This window comes from Pseudomonas sp. SBB6 (assembly GCF_024213215.1).
Classification (GTDB): Bacteria; Pseudomonadota; Gammaproteobacteria; order Pseudomonadales; family Pseudomonadaceae; genus Aquipseudomonas; species Aquipseudomonas donghuensis.
Window position 1 is genome coordinate 70,421 of sequence record NZ_JANAVH010000005.1, and the last position, 14,582, is coordinate 85,002.

Below are 14,582 nucleotides of genomic sequence, written 5' to 3' on the forward strand. Positions count from 1 at the left end.
GACGAGGTGCTGAGAAGTACCTTAAACCATCGACAGATGCTGCTTGCGCGTCGGCGGCGCAAAGGCCCGGTCTATCGCCCGCAAGTCTTCATGGCTGAGTACCAGGTTGGCCGCCGCCGCGTTCAGGCGCACATGCTCAAGGTTCACCGCCTTGGGAATGGCGATCACACCGTCCTGGCGAATCCCCCAGGCCAGGCTCACCTGCGCCGGCGTCGCGCCATGGCGCTCGGCAATCTCGGCCAGGGTCGGGTGCTTGAGCAAGCGCCCGGCCTGGGCCAGCGGGCAGTAGGCCATGGTCGGCAGCTGGCGCTTGTGGCTCCAGGGCAGCAGGTCGTATTCGATGCCGCGCTGGGCCGGGTTGTACAGCACCTGGTTGACGGCGCAATCGCGGCTCACCTGATACAGCTCGCGCAGGTCATCGACATCGAAGTTGGACACCCCCCAACGGCCGATCTTGCCCTCGACGCGCAAGCGCTCGAAGGCTTCGACGGTTTCCGCCAGCGGGTACTGGCCGCGCCAGTGCAGCAGGTACAGGTCGATATGATCGGTGCCAAGGCGTTGCAAGCTACGTTCGCAAGCTGCCGGAATGCCTTTGAGGCTGGCGTTGTGCGGGTACACCTTGCTGACCAGAAACACCTGGTCGCGACGCCCGGCAATGGCCTTGCCGACGACCTTTTCCGCACCCCCTTCGGCATACATCTCGGCCGTGTCGATCAGGCTCAGGCCCAGCTCGATGCCGTGCTGCAAGGCGGCGACTTCGGCGGGCTGCCGGCCCGGGTCTTCGCCCATGTACCAGGTGCCCTGGCCGATGGCCGGGACGTTGTGTTCGGCAAGTTTCACGGTACGCATGTCACCTCCTGTGGGCGGATATGTTCAAGCAATACGTCCAGCAGCGCCTGGGCCGCTGCCGAGAGTTTATGGTCGGCCAACATCGTGACGCCAATGCGCCGCTCTATACTCGGCTCCACCAGCGGCACGCAACGCGCGCCCAGCTCCTGCATCTGGCCGATGCACAGCGCCGGCACGGCACTCACGCCCAAGCCGTTGGCAACCATACGGCCAATGGTCGACAGTTGGTGGCTTTCGAACGCCACCGCCAGCTTGCCGTGTTCAGCGGCCAGGTGCTGTTCGAGCAGCAAGCGCACTGCCGAGGGGCGTTGCAGGGCGATGAAGTCTTCGGCCAGCAGTTCGCGCCAGCTCACCTGGGCCTGTTGCGCCAGCGGCGAGTCGGCCGGTACCACGGCGACGAAGCGGTCCAGGTACAGCGGCTTGAAGCTTAGTGGCTCGCTGGCTTCAGGCTCGAAACCGATGCCCAGTTCGACGCGTCGGTGGCGGACCAGTTCCAGCACCTGTTCGTTGATCACATCGTGCACGGTGACGTTGACCCGTGGGTAGCGCTGGCGAAACACCTTCAGCGCCGCTGGCAGCAGGTTACCGGCAAAGGCCGGCATGGCCGCAATCGACACCCGTCCAAGCTGCAGGGTAAAGCGCTGGCGCAGCAGTTCTTCGGTGTTGTCCCAGTCGGCCAGCAGTTGCCGCGCCAGGGGTAGCAACACTTCGCCCTCCGGGGTCAGGCTGACGCTGCGGGTCGTGCGGCTGAGCAGGGCGCCGCCGAGGTTGTCCTCCAGGGCCTTGATGGTCAGGCTCAAGGCCGGCTGCGACAGGTGCAGGCGTTCGCCCGCCTGGGCAAAGCTCTGGTACTTGGCGACGGTAACGAAAGCGCGCAACTGTTTGACGTTCATCGGACTGGACTATTGTTTTGGAAAATTTATTAAACGATCATAAAAACAAAATTAACAAATAAGTGCCCAGGGGTGAAGATGGCGCAAACGCTCGCCGACACCCCTGTCGGATCAACAACTACAAAAGGCGGATCAGCATGGCCGGACTGGACAAGCGCGTAGCAACCTATGAACAGGCTCTTGAAGGCCTGACCGACAACATGACGGTACTGGCTGGGGGTTTCGGCCTGTGCGGCATCCCGGAAAACCTCATCGGCGAAATCAAGCGCCGTGGTGTCAAGGGCCTGACCGTAGTCTCCAACAACTGCGGTGTCGACGGCTTTGGCCTGGGCGTGCTGCTCGAAGACCACCAGATCCGCAAGATGGTCGCCTCCTACGTCGGCGAGAACGCCGAGTTCGAGCGCCAGTTGCTCAGCGGCGAGCTGGAAGTGGAACTCACCCCGCAAGGCACCCTGGCCGAGAAGATGCGCGCCGGCGGCGCCGGGATCCCGGCCTTCTTCACCGCCACCGGCTACGGCACCCCGGTGGCCGACGGCAAGGAAGTGCGCGAGTTCAACGGCCGCAAGTACATCCTCGAAGAAGCCATCACCGGTGACTTCGCCATCGTCAAGGGCTGGAAGGCCGACCACTACGGCAACGTGGTGTACCGCAACACCGCGCAGAACTTCAATCCGCTGGCCGCCACCGCCGGCAAGATCACCGTGGTCGAGGTCGAAGAGATCGTCGAACCGGGCGTGCTGTTGCCGAGCGAAATCCATACCCCGGGCATCTATGTCGACCGGGTCATCGTCGGCACGTTCGAGAAGCGTATCGAAAAACGCACCGTCAAAGCCTGACCCGATAGAACAATAAAGAGATCCTGACCATGGCACTTACCCGCGAACAAATGGCACAACGCGTAGCCCGCGAACTCAAGGACGGCTACTACGTTAACCTCGGCATCGGCATCCCGACCCTGGTGGCCAACTACGTCCCGACCGATATGGACGTGATGCTGCAATCGGAAAACGGCTTGCTCGGCATGGGTGAATTCCCAACCGAAGGGCAACTGGACGCCGACATGATCAACGCCGGCAAACAGACCGTGACCGCCCGCACGGGTGCCTCGATCTTCAACTCGGCCGAGTCCTTCGCCATGATCCGCGGCGGTCACGTCGACCTCACTGTGCTGGGCGCCTTTGAAGTGGACGTGGAAGGCAATATCGCCTCGTGGATGATCCCCGGCAAGCTGGTCAAGGGCATGGGCGGTGCGATGGACCTGGTGGCCGGTGCCGACAACATCATCGTCACCATGACCCACGCCTCCAAGGACGGTGAGTCCAAGCTGCTGCCGCGCTGCAGCCTGCCGCTGACCGGTGCCGGTTGCATCCGCAAGGTGCTGACCGACCTGGCTTACCTTGAGATCGAAAACGGCGCCTTCATCCTGCGCGAAACCGCGCCGGGGGTGTCGGTTGAAGAGATCATCGAGAAGACCGCTGGCAAGTTGATTGTGGCGGACGATGTCAAAGAGATGACCTTCTGATTTGAGTTTCGTGTAGACCTTGCTGGCCTCATCGCTGGCAAGCCAGCTCCCACAGGTTCGGTGTACAGACGACCGTGTGGGGGTTGGCTTGCCAGCGATGGGGCCTTGTGCCGTTTCGATAAAGCCAATAAAAGGAAATTTCCGTGGCCGCTGATATTCAAGACAGCCGCTCCGCCCGCTTTGCCCTGCGTTGTTCGAACTGGGCCGAACGCTGGTTCCCCGACTCCTGGGTGTTCGCCGCGCTGGCCGTGGTGCTGGTAGCGCTCGCCGCCATTGCCATGGGCGCCAAGCCCACCGACACTGCCAAGGCTTTCGGTGACGGTTTCTGGAGCTTGATCCCGTTCACCATGCAAATGGCCTTCGTGGTTATCGGTGGTTATGTGGTGGCCAGCTCGCCGCCTGCGGTCAAGCTCATCGACCGCCTGGCGCGAATCCCCAAGAACGGTCGCTCGGCGGTGTGCTGGGTGGCGCTGATCTCGATGGTCGCGTCCTTGCTCAACTGGGGCCTGTCGCTGGTGTTCGGCGGCCTGCTGGTCCGCGCCCTGGCGCGCCGCAGCGATTTGAAAATGGACTACCGTGCTGCCGGCGCAGCCGCCTATCTGGGCCTTGGCGCGGTCTGGGCCCTGGGCTTGTCGTCTTCGGCCGCGCAATTGCAGGCCAACCCGGCCAGCCTGCCGCCATCGATCCTGGCGATTACCGGGGTGATCCCGTTCACCGAAACCATCTTCCTCTGGCAGTCGGGGGTGATGCTCGCCGCCCTGGTGGTGGTCTCGCTGGTCGTGGCCTATGCCACCGCACCCGGCCCGAGCAGCGCCCGCAGCGCCGAAGCCTGTGGCGTCGACCCGAGCTTCTCGGCGCCGCCGCCGCCCCAGCGCACCCGCCCGGGCGAGTGGCTGGAATACAGCCCGATCCTGATCCTGTTGCTGGTGGCGCTGGCAGCCGGCTGGCTGTACAACGAATTCTCGAGCAAACCTGCGATCACTGCGATTTCCGGGCTGAACACTTACAACCTGCTGTTCATCATGACCGGCGCCTTGCTGCACTGGCGTCCGCGCAGCTTTCTCGACGCAGTGGCCCGGGCGGTGCCGACCACCACCGGGGTGCTGATCCAGTTCCCGCTGTACGGCTCGATCGCGGCGATCCTGATCCAGGTCCAGGGCGCCGATGCACAAAGCCTGGCGCACCATATCTCGACCTTCTTCGTACAGATCGCCACTCACGATACCTACGCCTTGTTGATGGGCGTGTACTCGGCGGTGTTGGGGTTCTTCATTCCGTCGGGTGGCGGCAAGTGGATCATCGAAGCGCCCTACGTGATGCTGGTGGCCAATGACCTGCAGTACCACCTGGGCTGGGCGGTGCAGATCTACAACGCCGCCGAGGCGCTGCCGAACCTGATCAACCCGTTCTACATGCTGCCGCTGCTGGGCGTGCTGGGGCTCAAGGCCCGCGACCTGATCGGCTTCTCGTTCGTGCAGTTGCTGGTGCACGTGCCGCTGGTGCTGTTCCTGCTGTGGATCCTCGGCACTACCTTGCAGTACACGCCACCGGTGATGCCGACCCCGGCGGGTTGATTGAAACACTGCAAGGCCCGCTCCCACAGCCTGTGTCCAAACCCAGATCAGCTTGGGATCATTGCAAAGCCGACGCCAAAACGGTTCCAGGCGTTGATGGTGGCGATGGCCAGGGTCAGGTTGACCACCTCGGCTTCGCTGAAGTGCTCGAGCAGGGCGCGGTACTGGTGCTCCGGGGCGCGCTGGTCGGGCAGGCGGGTCAGGCTTTCGACCCAGGCCAGTGCTGCCCGCTCGCGCGGGGTGAAGAATGCGGTCTCGTCCCAGACGCTCAGGGTCTGCAGGCGCGCTTCGCTTTCGCCGCTGTTGCGGGCATCGTTGGCGTGCAGGTTGACGCAGTAGGCGCAGCCGTTGATCTGCGAGGCGCGCAGGCGCACCAACTCCAGCAGCGAGTTCTCAAGACCCGACTTGCCCAGGGCCATTTCCAGGCCGACCATCGCCTTGTAAGCCTCGGGGGCGTGTTTGGCCCATTCGATACGGTTGCTCATTGTTGCTCTCCGGTAAGGTCCGCGACAGGCGGCGATGGCGCTACCTTAGCGCCAGGTCGGGCCAGCTCGAATAGCCAATTTTGCCCTTTGTCAGGAGGCCAATCAGCCCAGGGCCTCGAGGACGTCGCGCAACCGGTCCAGGGCCGGGTCGATGTCCAGCCGATCGATGGCGCCAAAGCCCAGCAACAAGCCCTGGCGCACCGGTACCCGGGCATGGAAGGGCGCCAGTGAATACAGGCCGACCTCGACCTTGCGTGCCATGCTGATGAGAAATTCCACATCCAGATCCCCCTTGGCCAGGGCGCTCAGGTGATAACCGGCAGTGGCCGGCACCACCTCGAACCACGGTGCCAGGTCGCCGTACAGACGTGCCAGGATGCGTTCGCGGCGCGCGGCATAGACCTCGTGCACGCGGCGGATGTGCTTTTGCAACGAGCCTTCGCTGATGAACTGCGCCAGGGCCCATTGGTTGAGGGTCGGGGTGTGCCAGTCGGTCAGTTGCTTGGCAATGCAAAGCGCTTCGCGCAGCGCTTGAGGGGCGATGCAGTAACCCAGGCGCAGTTCTGGCAGCAGGGTCTTGGAGAAGGTCCCGACATAGGCCACCAGGCCATGACGGTCGAGGCTTTGCAACGAGTCGGTGGGCCGCCCTTCATAGCGAAACTCGCTGTCGTAGTCGTCCTCGATGATGATCGCGCCAAGCTGTGCCGCGCGCTCCAGCAGGGCCTGGCGCCGCGCCGGGCTCATCGGCATGCCCAGCGGGAACTGGTGTGACGGGGTGACATAGATCAGCCGCGTGCCTTGGGCGATCTGCTCGACGCACATGCCCTCGGCGTCGACCGGCACGCACTGCAGTTCGGCGCCCTGGGCCAGAAACAACTGGCGCGCCGGGGTGTAGCCGGGGTCTTCCATGGCCACCTGGCAACCGGGCTCGATCAGCACCCGGGCGATCAGGTCCAGGGCTTGCTGGGCACCGTTGCACACCAGCACATCCTGGCTGCTGCAGCGCACGCCGCGAGCAAAGGCGATATGCCGGGCAATCGCCTCGCGCAACTCTGGCAGGCCCTGATGGGCGCTGTAGCGGGCGCTGCTGTGGCGGATCTGGCGCAGGGCGTACTGGCTGCAGCGGCGCCAGTCATCGAAGGGGAACTGCACCTTGCTTGAGGCGCCGCCGATGAAGTCGTAGCGCAGGGTGGGCAGTTTGAGGTCCGCCAGCGGGTTGGCGCGGGCTCGCCATTTGGCCAGGGTCGCGGCGCTGGCCAGGGGGATGCTGGCGATAGGCGAGGGGCTGCGGGTCGTGGCCGGGGTGATGAAGGTGCCTTTGCCCACCTGGCCGCTGAGCAGGTTGTCATAGGTCAGGCGCGAATAGGCTTCGGCCACGGTCTTGCGTGACACCCTCAGTTGTTCGGCCAGCAGGCGGCTGGGCGGCAGTTGTGTGCCGGCGGCCAGGCGGCCGCTGTCGATGCCGTCGCGCAACTGCTGGTAAAGCTGCTCGGCCAGGCCCTTGCGGCCTTGCAGGCTGATATGGAGTTCCATGGTGGGGGTGCGTCCGCAGGCGTTGGTCTGCTGCTCAGGTTACCTGATTCGGCGCCGTTGATCCCCCGGCGCAACGCCAATGCCCGCGGCACGCCACACTCAAAAGGTCGAGGTTCACCGGCACGGCGGCGAACCACTTGCGTGCACAGGAGAATCACCATGAGCCTGCGTTATCTGCCGGGTCTGAGCCTGTTGCTGGCGGCGACGGCCCTGGCCGCCACACCGGCCCCGGTCTACCACTATGGCATGCCCCTGGATGTCGCCCGGGTGCTGCAGTTGAGCGAACCGGCCAGCGACACCTGCGATGTGGTGCTGGCCAGCATGGTCTACGTCGACTCGGCTGGCCAGCAACACAACCTGCAGTACCTGAAACTGGCCCGGGTCTGCACCGACCGCGGTTAATCCCAGGCCGGCGCCAGGCCCTCGGGGCTGGTCAGGCGCAGGCCGCTGTCGAGGGCGGCGATTTTGCCCATGTCCTCATCGCTCAGCTTGAGCTCGCGGGCCTTGAGGTTGCCGGCCAGGTTCTCGCGCCGGGTCGAGGACGGGATCACCGCATAGCCCTGCTGCATGGCCCAGGCCAGGGTCACCTGCGCCGGGGTGGCACGGTGTTGCGCGGCGATCTGCTGGATCACCGGGTCTTGCAGGACCTTGCCGTAGCCCAGGGTCATATACGAGGTCACGGCAATGCCCTGACTGTGCATGAAGTCCACCAGCGTGCGGTTCTGCAGGTACGGATGCAGCTCGACCTGGTTGGTGGCGATGGCGTCTTTGCCGACCACCTCGATGGCCTGGCGCAGCAGGTCGATGGTGAAGTTGGACACCCCGATCTGCCGGGTCAGGCCCTGTTGTTGCGCGTCGGCCAGAGCGCCCATGAACTCGCTGACGGGCACTGCGCCCTTGGGCGATGGCCAGTGGATCAGGGTCAGGTCCAGGTAGTCGCTGCGCAGCTTGCTCAGGCTGTCCTTGAGGCTGGGGATCAGCTTGTCGGCGGCCAGGTTCTCGGTCCAGATCTTGCTGGTGATGAACAGCTGGTCACGGGCGATGCCGCTGGCGGCCGCGGCCTGGCCGACTTCGGCTTCGTTGCCGTAGATCTGCGCGGTATCGATGGCGCGGTAACCGAGCTCCAGGGCGGTGGCCACCGAATCGATTACCACCTGATCCTTGAGACGAAAGGTGCCGAGGCCGAGGGCGGGAATAGTCATTAGCGGGTTCCTCCAGTGCGGGCGTTGATAAACAAGGCGTGCAGTATTGCGACTGTGCACACGCAGAAAAATGCCCATCGCGGCACAACCTTTTTGCCTGCAGCGCACGAATGCCCCGGCAGTGGTAGCCTTGCAGGGTCAGTCGCAGCGGATTCGCCCATGGCCCAGCACAAGCTCAGCATTCGTCAACGCAACGTTGACAATATTCTTCTTGCCGCCGAAAAGGTCTTTGCTGAAAAAGGCTTCGCCGGCACGGCCATGGCCGACATCGCCGAGGCCGCCGACCTGCCGCGCAGCAACGTGCACTATTACTTCAGCACCAAGGCCGAGCTGTACCAGGCGGTGCTGTTCGGCCTGCTCGATGTGTGGAAACAGGATGCCCTGTGCTTCGAGCTGTACGACGATCCACGCATTGTGCTGAGCAGTTACATCCGTGCCAAGATGAACCATTCGCGCACCCGGCCCCATGGCTCCAAGGTCTGGGCCAACGAGATCATCCATGGCGCGCCGAACCTTGGCGCAGCACTGGATGACCCGCTGTACGACTGGGCGAAGATGAAGGAGGCGAAGATCCGCCAGTGGATCGAGGATGGGCGAATCCTGCCGGTGGAGCCATCGGGCTTGCTGTACATGATCTGGGCCTCGACCCAGCACTATGCGGATTTCAGTCACCAGGTGGGGCTGCTCAATGACCACCAGCCATTGTCGGAGCTGCAGTTCGAGCGGGCGGTGCAGACGGTGACCAGTGTGATCCTCAGGGGTATCGGGTTGGAGCCCTGATCAAAAGCATCGCTGGCAAGCCAGCGATAGGGCCCTGACCGTCAGAAGCTGAACTCCAGCTCCTCATACAAGGCTCCCGGTTCCAACCCATCGGTACTGTGCAACTCACTCTCCTTGCCCAGCGCCTCCAGCAACGGCCGCCGCGGCACCTCGGTGCCAGCCTCGGGGTTGCCATGCTTGCCGGGCATGGTCGACAACACACTGGTCAAACGCTGCGCCGTCCCGGCCTTGCCCCGCTTGTTGAAACCACCCCAGAGGCTTTTTGGCGTGGCATTGAGGCTGCCATGGTGGCCGACCTTGTACAGGTCGACATCCGCCAGCAGCTGGCGAATGTCCGGGTGGCTCAAGGCATAACTCCAGTTCTCGATCTGCGCATCGCCCGGGAACAGCAGCTTCTTGCCCGCCACTTCGAACAGCAGGATCAGGCTGGTGTTGTTCATTTGCTTGTCCAGCGCAGTGACGATCTGCAGCAGTTGCTCGCCACGGGCTTCGCGCACCCGTCGGGCGATCCAGCGGCTGCTCATGGGCAGTTTGCTGCCACGAATCGCCGGGTAGTCGGCAAAGGGCCCCTGATCGTCGTCCGGCGGGTTGACCTGGGCATCGAGCAGTTGCCGGTGCAGGTGCCAGAACTCGGCCGGGTCACGGCTGCGTTGCTTGCGGATCGAGGCGCTCTGCTCGACCGTGGGCGGGCCGAGAATGTGCGTGCGCACGCCGGGCAGCAGCTCGGCCAGGACGTCCTCGCTGCCGAAAAACGCATAAGCGTTGCGGGTGCCCATGCTCGCCAGGTTGTTGACCGCGCTGGCGTTGGAGATGTTGTCTGCGCCGATAAACCCCAGGCGCCGGGTCAGCTCCTCGGACAGCCCGTGCTTGCCCTGATCGAGCAGCTTGACCACGGTGCTGGCCAGGGCATTCATGCTCTTGAGGGTCTGGGCCATGCTGCGTGCGCCGAGCAAGCCGGGTTGTTCGGGGGCGCTGGCGTCTTCAGCCAGCTCAAGCTGTTCGGTCCAGGGTTGCAGCACCAGCTCCGGCGCCAGGCTGCGGATCACATCACCGCTGGCGGTGCCGGCGCGGTTGGTGGCAAAGCCGCTGATATGGTCGGCATGCCGGTGGGTCGCGACCACCGCATCGAGCTTGCCCGCGCACTTGGCTTTGATGTCCTCGGCAATGGCCAGCAGGCGCTGGCCCTGGGCGACGCCCTTGGGCATGCCCATGGAACCGAAGTCGATCAGCACATGGCGGCGCACTGCGCCGGGGTAGTTGAAGCGCAGCAGGAAACAGTCGCCAAAACCGACCTGGTAGGCATAGAGGGTCAGGCTGGTCGGGCTCATGCTTGCTCCTCGCGCAGCGGGCCCACCTGCCAGGCGCGCTGGCGGTGCAGTTGGGCCAGCGGGTTGCGCAGGTCCAGCTCGCCGTTGTCCAGGCCCGCCAGGTAGCTCAAGCGGCGCAACTGCCACTGGCCGTCATTGAGCGGGCGCTGGACGTGGTACTTGATGCGCCCGTATTGATCGAAAATCAGCGTGCCGGCGCCGTAGACGGTGAGGGCGTCGGTGGTCTTGATCCAGGCCGGGCGCGGGCTGATGTTGCACACGCTCTTGAGCTCGGCGCCAAAGATGTTGGCCTTCATGATGTATTCGCAAACGCTCTCGCGCAGCAGCAGGCCGTCGGTGCCCAGGCGGATGCTCGGGCGCACCGACACCACCTGGGTGTAGGCCCGCTCGTCGATGCCCAGCACCGCACGGTTCTCCCAGAGGAAGCGGAACACTTCTTCGTCGTCGCGCAGCATCGAGTCGAAGTGGCTGTTGCGGTACTGCACCTGGTCGTTGTCGGCAAAGCCGTGCCAGCAGCCGTCACTGTCGGTGCGCGCCGCTGGCGGGACAATACCGAAGGCTTCGAAGGTGGTGCGGATGATCAGCCGGTAGTCGTAGCGCGAGTCATCCGGAGCCACCTGGGCATCGACGGTGAGCAGGGCGGCCAGGTAGTCGCCGAACTCCAGGTCCAGCGGCGGGCAGTAGTCCAGGGCGCGGATGGCGATGGTCAGCAACTGGTCGGCGGCCTTGGCGCCTTCGGCGACCACTTCGCGCAGGTTGTACAGGTTGTCGCCAAAATTGCCCAGCTCGCCCAGGCGCGCCACCCACAGGGCGAGCATGCTGCGCAGCATGGCGGCGGCAAAGACTTCGCCACGGTTGTGGGCCTCGGCAAACTGCTCGCCGCTAAGGTAATCGGTCGACGGCGGCAGCATCACCGAGCGGCGCAGGGCATTGGCACGCAGGCCTTCGAGCTGCTGGCCGAACTCTTCGCCGATACCGAACAGCAGCGATTCGGCGAGGTTCTGCGGGCTTAGCTGATCGCCATTGAGCAGGCGCCGGTCGCCCTGCACGGTCAGTTCGATGCGCCCGCCATTGGTCAGGGCGAACTCGATGATTTCACGCAGGGAGAACACCGACAGCAGGGCCACGACATCGGCAAAGCCTTCGTGGAAGGCCGCCTGGTCCGGCCCCGAGGCGTTCATGAAGCCGCCGCGCAAACCGTCGAGAATCGCGTGGGTGGCTTCGTGGGCGACGATGTCGTGGGACAGGCAGGTGAACACATGCTGGCCGTCCAGGCCCTTGAAGTAACCGAACATCAGCGCCCGGTCAGCCCGTGAGTAAAAGGCGTTGGCTTCGACGAAGGCATGCGGCACCACATGCAACTGATGACCATCGAAGCCCCAGCCAACCCGGCGCCCGAGGGCCATCTCGAAACGCGCCAGGGTGCGCATGACCACCGCATAAACGTGCTGGCAATGGAACGCCGGATTGCCCAGCAGCGCTTCGCCGGGCGGGTCGAAGGGGTCGATCATGCAGCCGCTGGCCGCGTCCTGCTGGTAGGCGTGGGCGTGATACAGCTGGTTGCGCGAGGCATCGAAGTCGACCACCTTCAGGCGGTAGCCGGTGGGCCCCAGGCCGAGGCTTTCCCGCGGCACGCTGACCCGGGCGAACAGCAGCTCGCCGCGGGCATTACGCACCGCCGGGTCCTGGGCGAGGATGGTGAAGGTCTGGCTATTGGCTTTCACGACCATGGGCAATGCTCCTGCGCACCAGGTTCAAATCAGCGGAACTGCTATCAGGGTAGCTTCAACGGCTCGTATTCCAAGGGTGTTTCATTGCCCTGGCGGTCGATCCGGTAATGCTTGCCGTCGCGTTGGACGATGGCCTGGCCGTCACGGAAAAAACCGGGTCTGTCGTAGAGATAGGGCAGCACCACCTTGCCGCTAAGGTCGACAAACCCCCATTTACCTTCCTTGGCCACGCTCAGCAGGTTGTCGTTGATCAGCCGTCCGCCCCAGGTATTGTAGGCGATGCCGTCGTATTCGAAAGGCAGCACCACTTTGCCGGATGTGTTCATCAGGCCGCTTTTTTTGCTGTCGTTGTCATTCAGCAGCACATAGCCCTTCTCGGTAATGGGCCGCGAGCTGAAGCGCAGGGGGATCACCTGCTCGCCCTTGCGGTTGATCATGCCGAACAGGTTGCCTTTGGCGACTACCGTCAGGCCGTCCTTGGCTTCGTCGAAACCCTCTACCCAGTCATAGTCGAACGGCACCACGGTGCGACCCCGGGTATCGATGTAGCCACACTCGGAATACGTCAGGCAGACGCCTGCCAGGCCATCGCTGAACGGCCCGGGGCGCTTGTAGAGGGTCGGGATGACCAACTGCCCCTTGCGGTCCATGTAGCCCCATTGGTTGTTGATGCGAACGGCTGCCATGCCTTCGTGGTAAACCGGTTGCAGCTCGATGGACGGCGCAACGATGACCTTGCCGCTGGGGTCTTTAAGGCCATACAGGCCATTTTCTTCAAAACTGACCGGGTCGGCGGGGGTGGCGCTGCAGGCTGCCAGGGCAGCACCCAGGCACAATGACGGGAGGGAGCGAAATAAAGCCTTCAATTCAGTGCATTCCTTGGCAAGGCGAGAGCAGGGCAAGGCGCGCACCTTAGCCGATTGCGCCGGCCTTGCCCAGCCACTCAACCGCGGGCGAAGGCCTCAAGGCCGGCGCCTTCGAGGCGGTAGCGGACCCATTCATCCTGGGGCAGGGCACCCAGGGACTTGTAGAACTGGATGGCCGGCTCGTTCCAATCCAGCACGCTCCATTCCAGGCGCCCGCAGCCGTTCTCGCAGGCTTCGATGGCAATATGGCGCAGCAGCTGTTTGCCGGCACCGCCACCGCGTTGCTCGGGGGTGATGTACAGGTCTTCGAGGTAGATGCCGTTGCGCCCCAGCCAGGTCGAATAGCTGTAGAAGTACACCGCATAGCCGATGGCCTGGCCGTCGCGCTCGCAGATCAGGCTCAGGGCCTTGACGCCGTCATCGAACAGGGTGCGCTCGATGTCGGCCACGGAGGCGATCACCTCGTGGCGGGCACGTTCGTAGTCGGCCAGTTCAGTGATGAAGGCGAGGATCTGGGCGGCGTCGTCGCGCCGGGCAGGGCGGATGGTCAGGCTCATGGCAGGCTTCCGGCAAGTGAGGTAATCGCCCATGTTAGCCGGAACTGGCCTTGAGGGTAATCGCTTCGCTGCGCAACCGCTTGAGCACCAGGGCAAAGGCCAGGCTGGCCAGCGCGGTCATGCCCGCCAAGGGCCCGGCACTGCCATCGGACAACTGGCCGATGACCAGGCTGCACAGGGCGGTGAAGGCCATCTGGATGAAGAAGAACAACCCCGAGGCGCTGCCGGCGATGGTCGCATAGGGTTGCAGCACCGCCCATTGGCAGGCCGGAATGGCCAGGCCCACCGAAAGCATGATCAGCAGCATCGGCAGGACGATCGCCAGCAATGCCTCGGGCCACAGGCGGGTGGCGAGCATCAGCAGCAGCGCGCCACCCAGGTTGAGGAACATGGCCTGGCCGAGCAAGGCATCGGCGCTGTAGCGCCCACTGCGCCGGCGAAACAGCTGCGAGCCGGCCAGGTAGCCGCCGACGGTGACGGCGAAGACCGCGGCGTACTGCAGCGAACTCAGGCCCAGGTTGCGTTGCAGCAGGGTCGAGGATTCGGCGATGAACGGGAAGTAGGTGCAATACACGCAGGCAATCGCCAGTGAATAGCGCATGAAGTAGCCGTCGCCAAGCAGCCGCAGGTAAACCTTCAGCACTGGCTCGTGGCGCTGTCCGGCAGCGTGCGGCGGGCGGGTTTCCGGCAGGCGCAGGGCGATCAGCAGCAGGCTCAGGGCGGCGCTGAGGCTCAGCAGCAGGAAAATCCAGCGCCAGCCCAGGGTGGTTTCAATGAGGCTGCCCAGCAGTGGCGCGATCATTGGCGACAGCGCCATGCCCATGGACAGGTAACCGAGCAGGTGGCCCTGTTGCTGGCGGTCGAAGTGGTCACGCACCATCACCCGGCCGATGACGGCCCCGCAACAACCGCCCAGGGCCTGGAACAGGCGCGCGGCAATCATCACCTCGACACTGCTGGCCAGGCTGCAGGCCAGACTCGCCAGCAGGTAAATAGTGCCGCCGAGCAGCAACAACGGGCGGCGGCCAAAACGGTCGCACAGTGGGCCGCTGATCAGCATGCTCAGGGCGTAGCCGACCATGTACAGGGTCAGCGTCAGTTGCAACTGGGCGTCGCTGGCGTGCAGGGCCGTGGCGATATCGGGCAGGGCGGGCAGGTAGATATCCAGGGCCACCCGCGGCAGGCAGACAATCATCAGCAGCAACAGCAACCAGGTTCGTGGGCCGGGCGAGGGGGTAGTGCACATGGAACATTTCCTTGTTG

15 protein-coding genes are annotated in these 14,582 nt (G+C 64.2%); 5 read left to right on the forward strand and 10 right to left on the reverse strand.

The window, feature by feature from the left end:
• Positions 1 to 21: 21 nt before the first annotated feature.
• On the reverse strand, positions 22 to 849 hold the full coding sequence (locus NLX68_RS11815; protein ID WP_254284136.1) for an aldo/keto reductase: 828 nt from the start codon (positions 847 to 849) through the stop codon (positions 22 to 24).
• Positions 837 to 1,742 (reverse strand): LysR family transcriptional regulator, encoded by a 906-nt coding sequence (locus NLX68_RS11820; protein WP_254284137.1) that lies wholly within the window; start codon positions 1,740 to 1,742, stop codon positions 837 to 839. The genes NLX68_RS11815 and NLX68_RS11820 overlap by 13 nt, the downstream gene beginning before the upstream one ends.
• A gap of 137 nt (positions 1,743 to 1,879) precedes the next feature.
• On the opposite strand from NLX68_RS11820, the gene NLX68_RS11825 reads away from it, so the two are divergent.
• The 3 genes from NLX68_RS11825 (at position 1,880) to NLX68_RS11835 (ending at position 4,838) form a co-directional block, all read left to right on the forward strand.
• Positions 1,880 to 2,578: a CoA transferase subunit A gene (locus tag NLX68_RS11825; protein WP_010221794.1), complete on the forward strand. Its 699-nt coding sequence runs from the start codon at positions 1,880 to 1,882 to the stop codon at positions 2,576 to 2,578.
• A 29-nt stretch (positions 2,579 to 2,607) separates the two neighbouring features.
• A complete protein-coding gene (locus NLX68_RS11830) occupies positions 2,608 to 3,264 on the forward strand; it encodes a CoA transferase subunit B (RefSeq protein WP_010221795.1) in 657 nt (218 codons plus the stop codon).
• Between the two features lie 143 nt (positions 3,265 to 3,407).
• Entirely contained in the window at positions 3,408 to 4,838 is a 1,431-nt protein-coding gene (locus tag NLX68_RS11835; protein WP_254284138.1) for a TIGR00366 family protein, read from the forward strand.
• A gap of 47 nt (positions 4,839 to 4,885) precedes the next feature.
• On the opposite strand, the gene NLX68_RS11840 is transcribed toward NLX68_RS11835, so the two are convergent.
• Together NLX68_RS11840 and NLX68_RS11845 are read right to left on the reverse strand one after the other, a co-directional pair.
• Positions 4,886 to 5,323 carry a carboxymuconolactone decarboxylase family protein gene (locus NLX68_RS11840; protein ID WP_254284139.1) on the reverse strand — a complete coding sequence of 146 codons (438 nt, stop codon included), beginning with the start codon at positions 5,321 to 5,323 and terminating at the stop codon, positions 4,886 to 4,888.
• A gap of 102 nt (positions 5,324 to 5,425) precedes the next feature.
• Positions 5,426 to 6,856 carry a PLP-dependent aminotransferase family protein gene (locus NLX68_RS11845; RefSeq protein ID WP_254284140.1) on the reverse strand — a complete coding sequence of 477 codons (1,431 nt, stop codon included), beginning with the start codon at positions 6,854 to 6,856 and terminating at the stop codon, positions 5,426 to 5,428.
• A 159-nt stretch (positions 6,857 to 7,015) separates the two neighbouring features.
• On the opposite strand from NLX68_RS11845, the gene NLX68_RS11850 reads away from it, so the two are divergent.
• The gene (locus NLX68_RS11850; protein WP_254284141.1) at positions 7,016 to 7,258 is read left to right on the forward strand and encodes a DUF2790 domain-containing protein; all 243 of its coding nucleotides are present in this window, start codon (positions 7,016 to 7,018) and stop codon (positions 7,256 to 7,258) included.
• On the opposite strand, the gene dkgB is transcribed toward NLX68_RS11850, so the two are convergent.
• Positions 7,255 to 8,058 carry a 2,5-didehydrogluconate reductase DkgB gene (dkgB, locus tag NLX68_RS11855; RefSeq protein WP_254284142.1) on the reverse strand — a complete coding sequence of 268 codons (804 nt, stop codon included), beginning with the start codon at positions 8,056 to 8,058 and terminating at the stop codon, positions 7,255 to 7,257. The two genes, NLX68_RS11850 and dkgB, sit on opposite strands and share 4 nt — an antisense overlap.
• A gap of 159 nt (positions 8,059 to 8,217) precedes the next feature.
• Between dkgB and NLX68_RS11860 the strand changes: the two genes are divergently transcribed.
• On the forward strand, positions 8,218 to 8,838 hold the full coding sequence (locus NLX68_RS11860; RefSeq protein ID WP_010221800.1) for a TetR/AcrR family transcriptional regulator: 621 nt from the start codon (positions 8,218 to 8,220) through the stop codon (positions 8,836 to 8,838).
• Between the two features lie 41 nt (positions 8,839 to 8,879).
• On the opposite strand, the gene NLX68_RS11865 is transcribed toward NLX68_RS11860, so the two are convergent.
• The 5 genes from NLX68_RS11865 to NLX68_RS11885 all read right to left on the reverse strand — a co-directional run bounded on the left by NLX68_RS11865 (position 8,880) and on the right by NLX68_RS11885 (position 14,565).
• The gene (locus NLX68_RS11865) at positions 8,880 to 10,166 is read right to left on the reverse strand and encodes a hypothetical protein (protein ID WP_254284143.1); all 1,287 of its coding nucleotides are present in this window, start codon (positions 10,164 to 10,166) and stop codon (positions 8,880 to 8,882) included.
• Positions 10,163 to 11,896: a hypothetical protein gene (locus tag NLX68_RS11870; RefSeq protein WP_254284144.1), complete on the reverse strand. Its 1,734-nt coding sequence runs from the start codon at positions 11,894 to 11,896 to the stop codon at positions 10,163 to 10,165. Before NLX68_RS11870 ends, NLX68_RS11865 begins: the two co-directional genes overlap by 4 nt.
• Positions 11,897 to 11,940: 44 nt before the next feature.
• On the reverse strand, positions 11,941 to 12,762 hold the full coding sequence (locus NLX68_RS11875; protein WP_254284145.1) for a WG repeat-containing protein: 822 nt from the start codon (positions 12,760 to 12,762) through the stop codon (positions 11,941 to 11,943).
• 77 nt (positions 12,763 to 12,839) lie between these two features.
• Positions 12,840 to 13,319, reverse strand: coding sequence for a GNAT family N-acetyltransferase (locus NLX68_RS11880; protein ID WP_254284146.1), 480 nt, complete (start codon positions 13,317 to 13,319; stop codon positions 12,840 to 12,842).
• A 34-nt stretch (positions 13,320 to 13,353) separates the two neighbouring features.
• Entirely contained in the window at positions 13,354 to 14,565 is a 1,212-nt protein-coding gene (locus tag NLX68_RS11885) for a multidrug effflux MFS transporter (protein ID WP_254284147.1), read from the reverse strand.
• Positions 14,566 to 14,582: the final 17 nt, after the last annotated feature.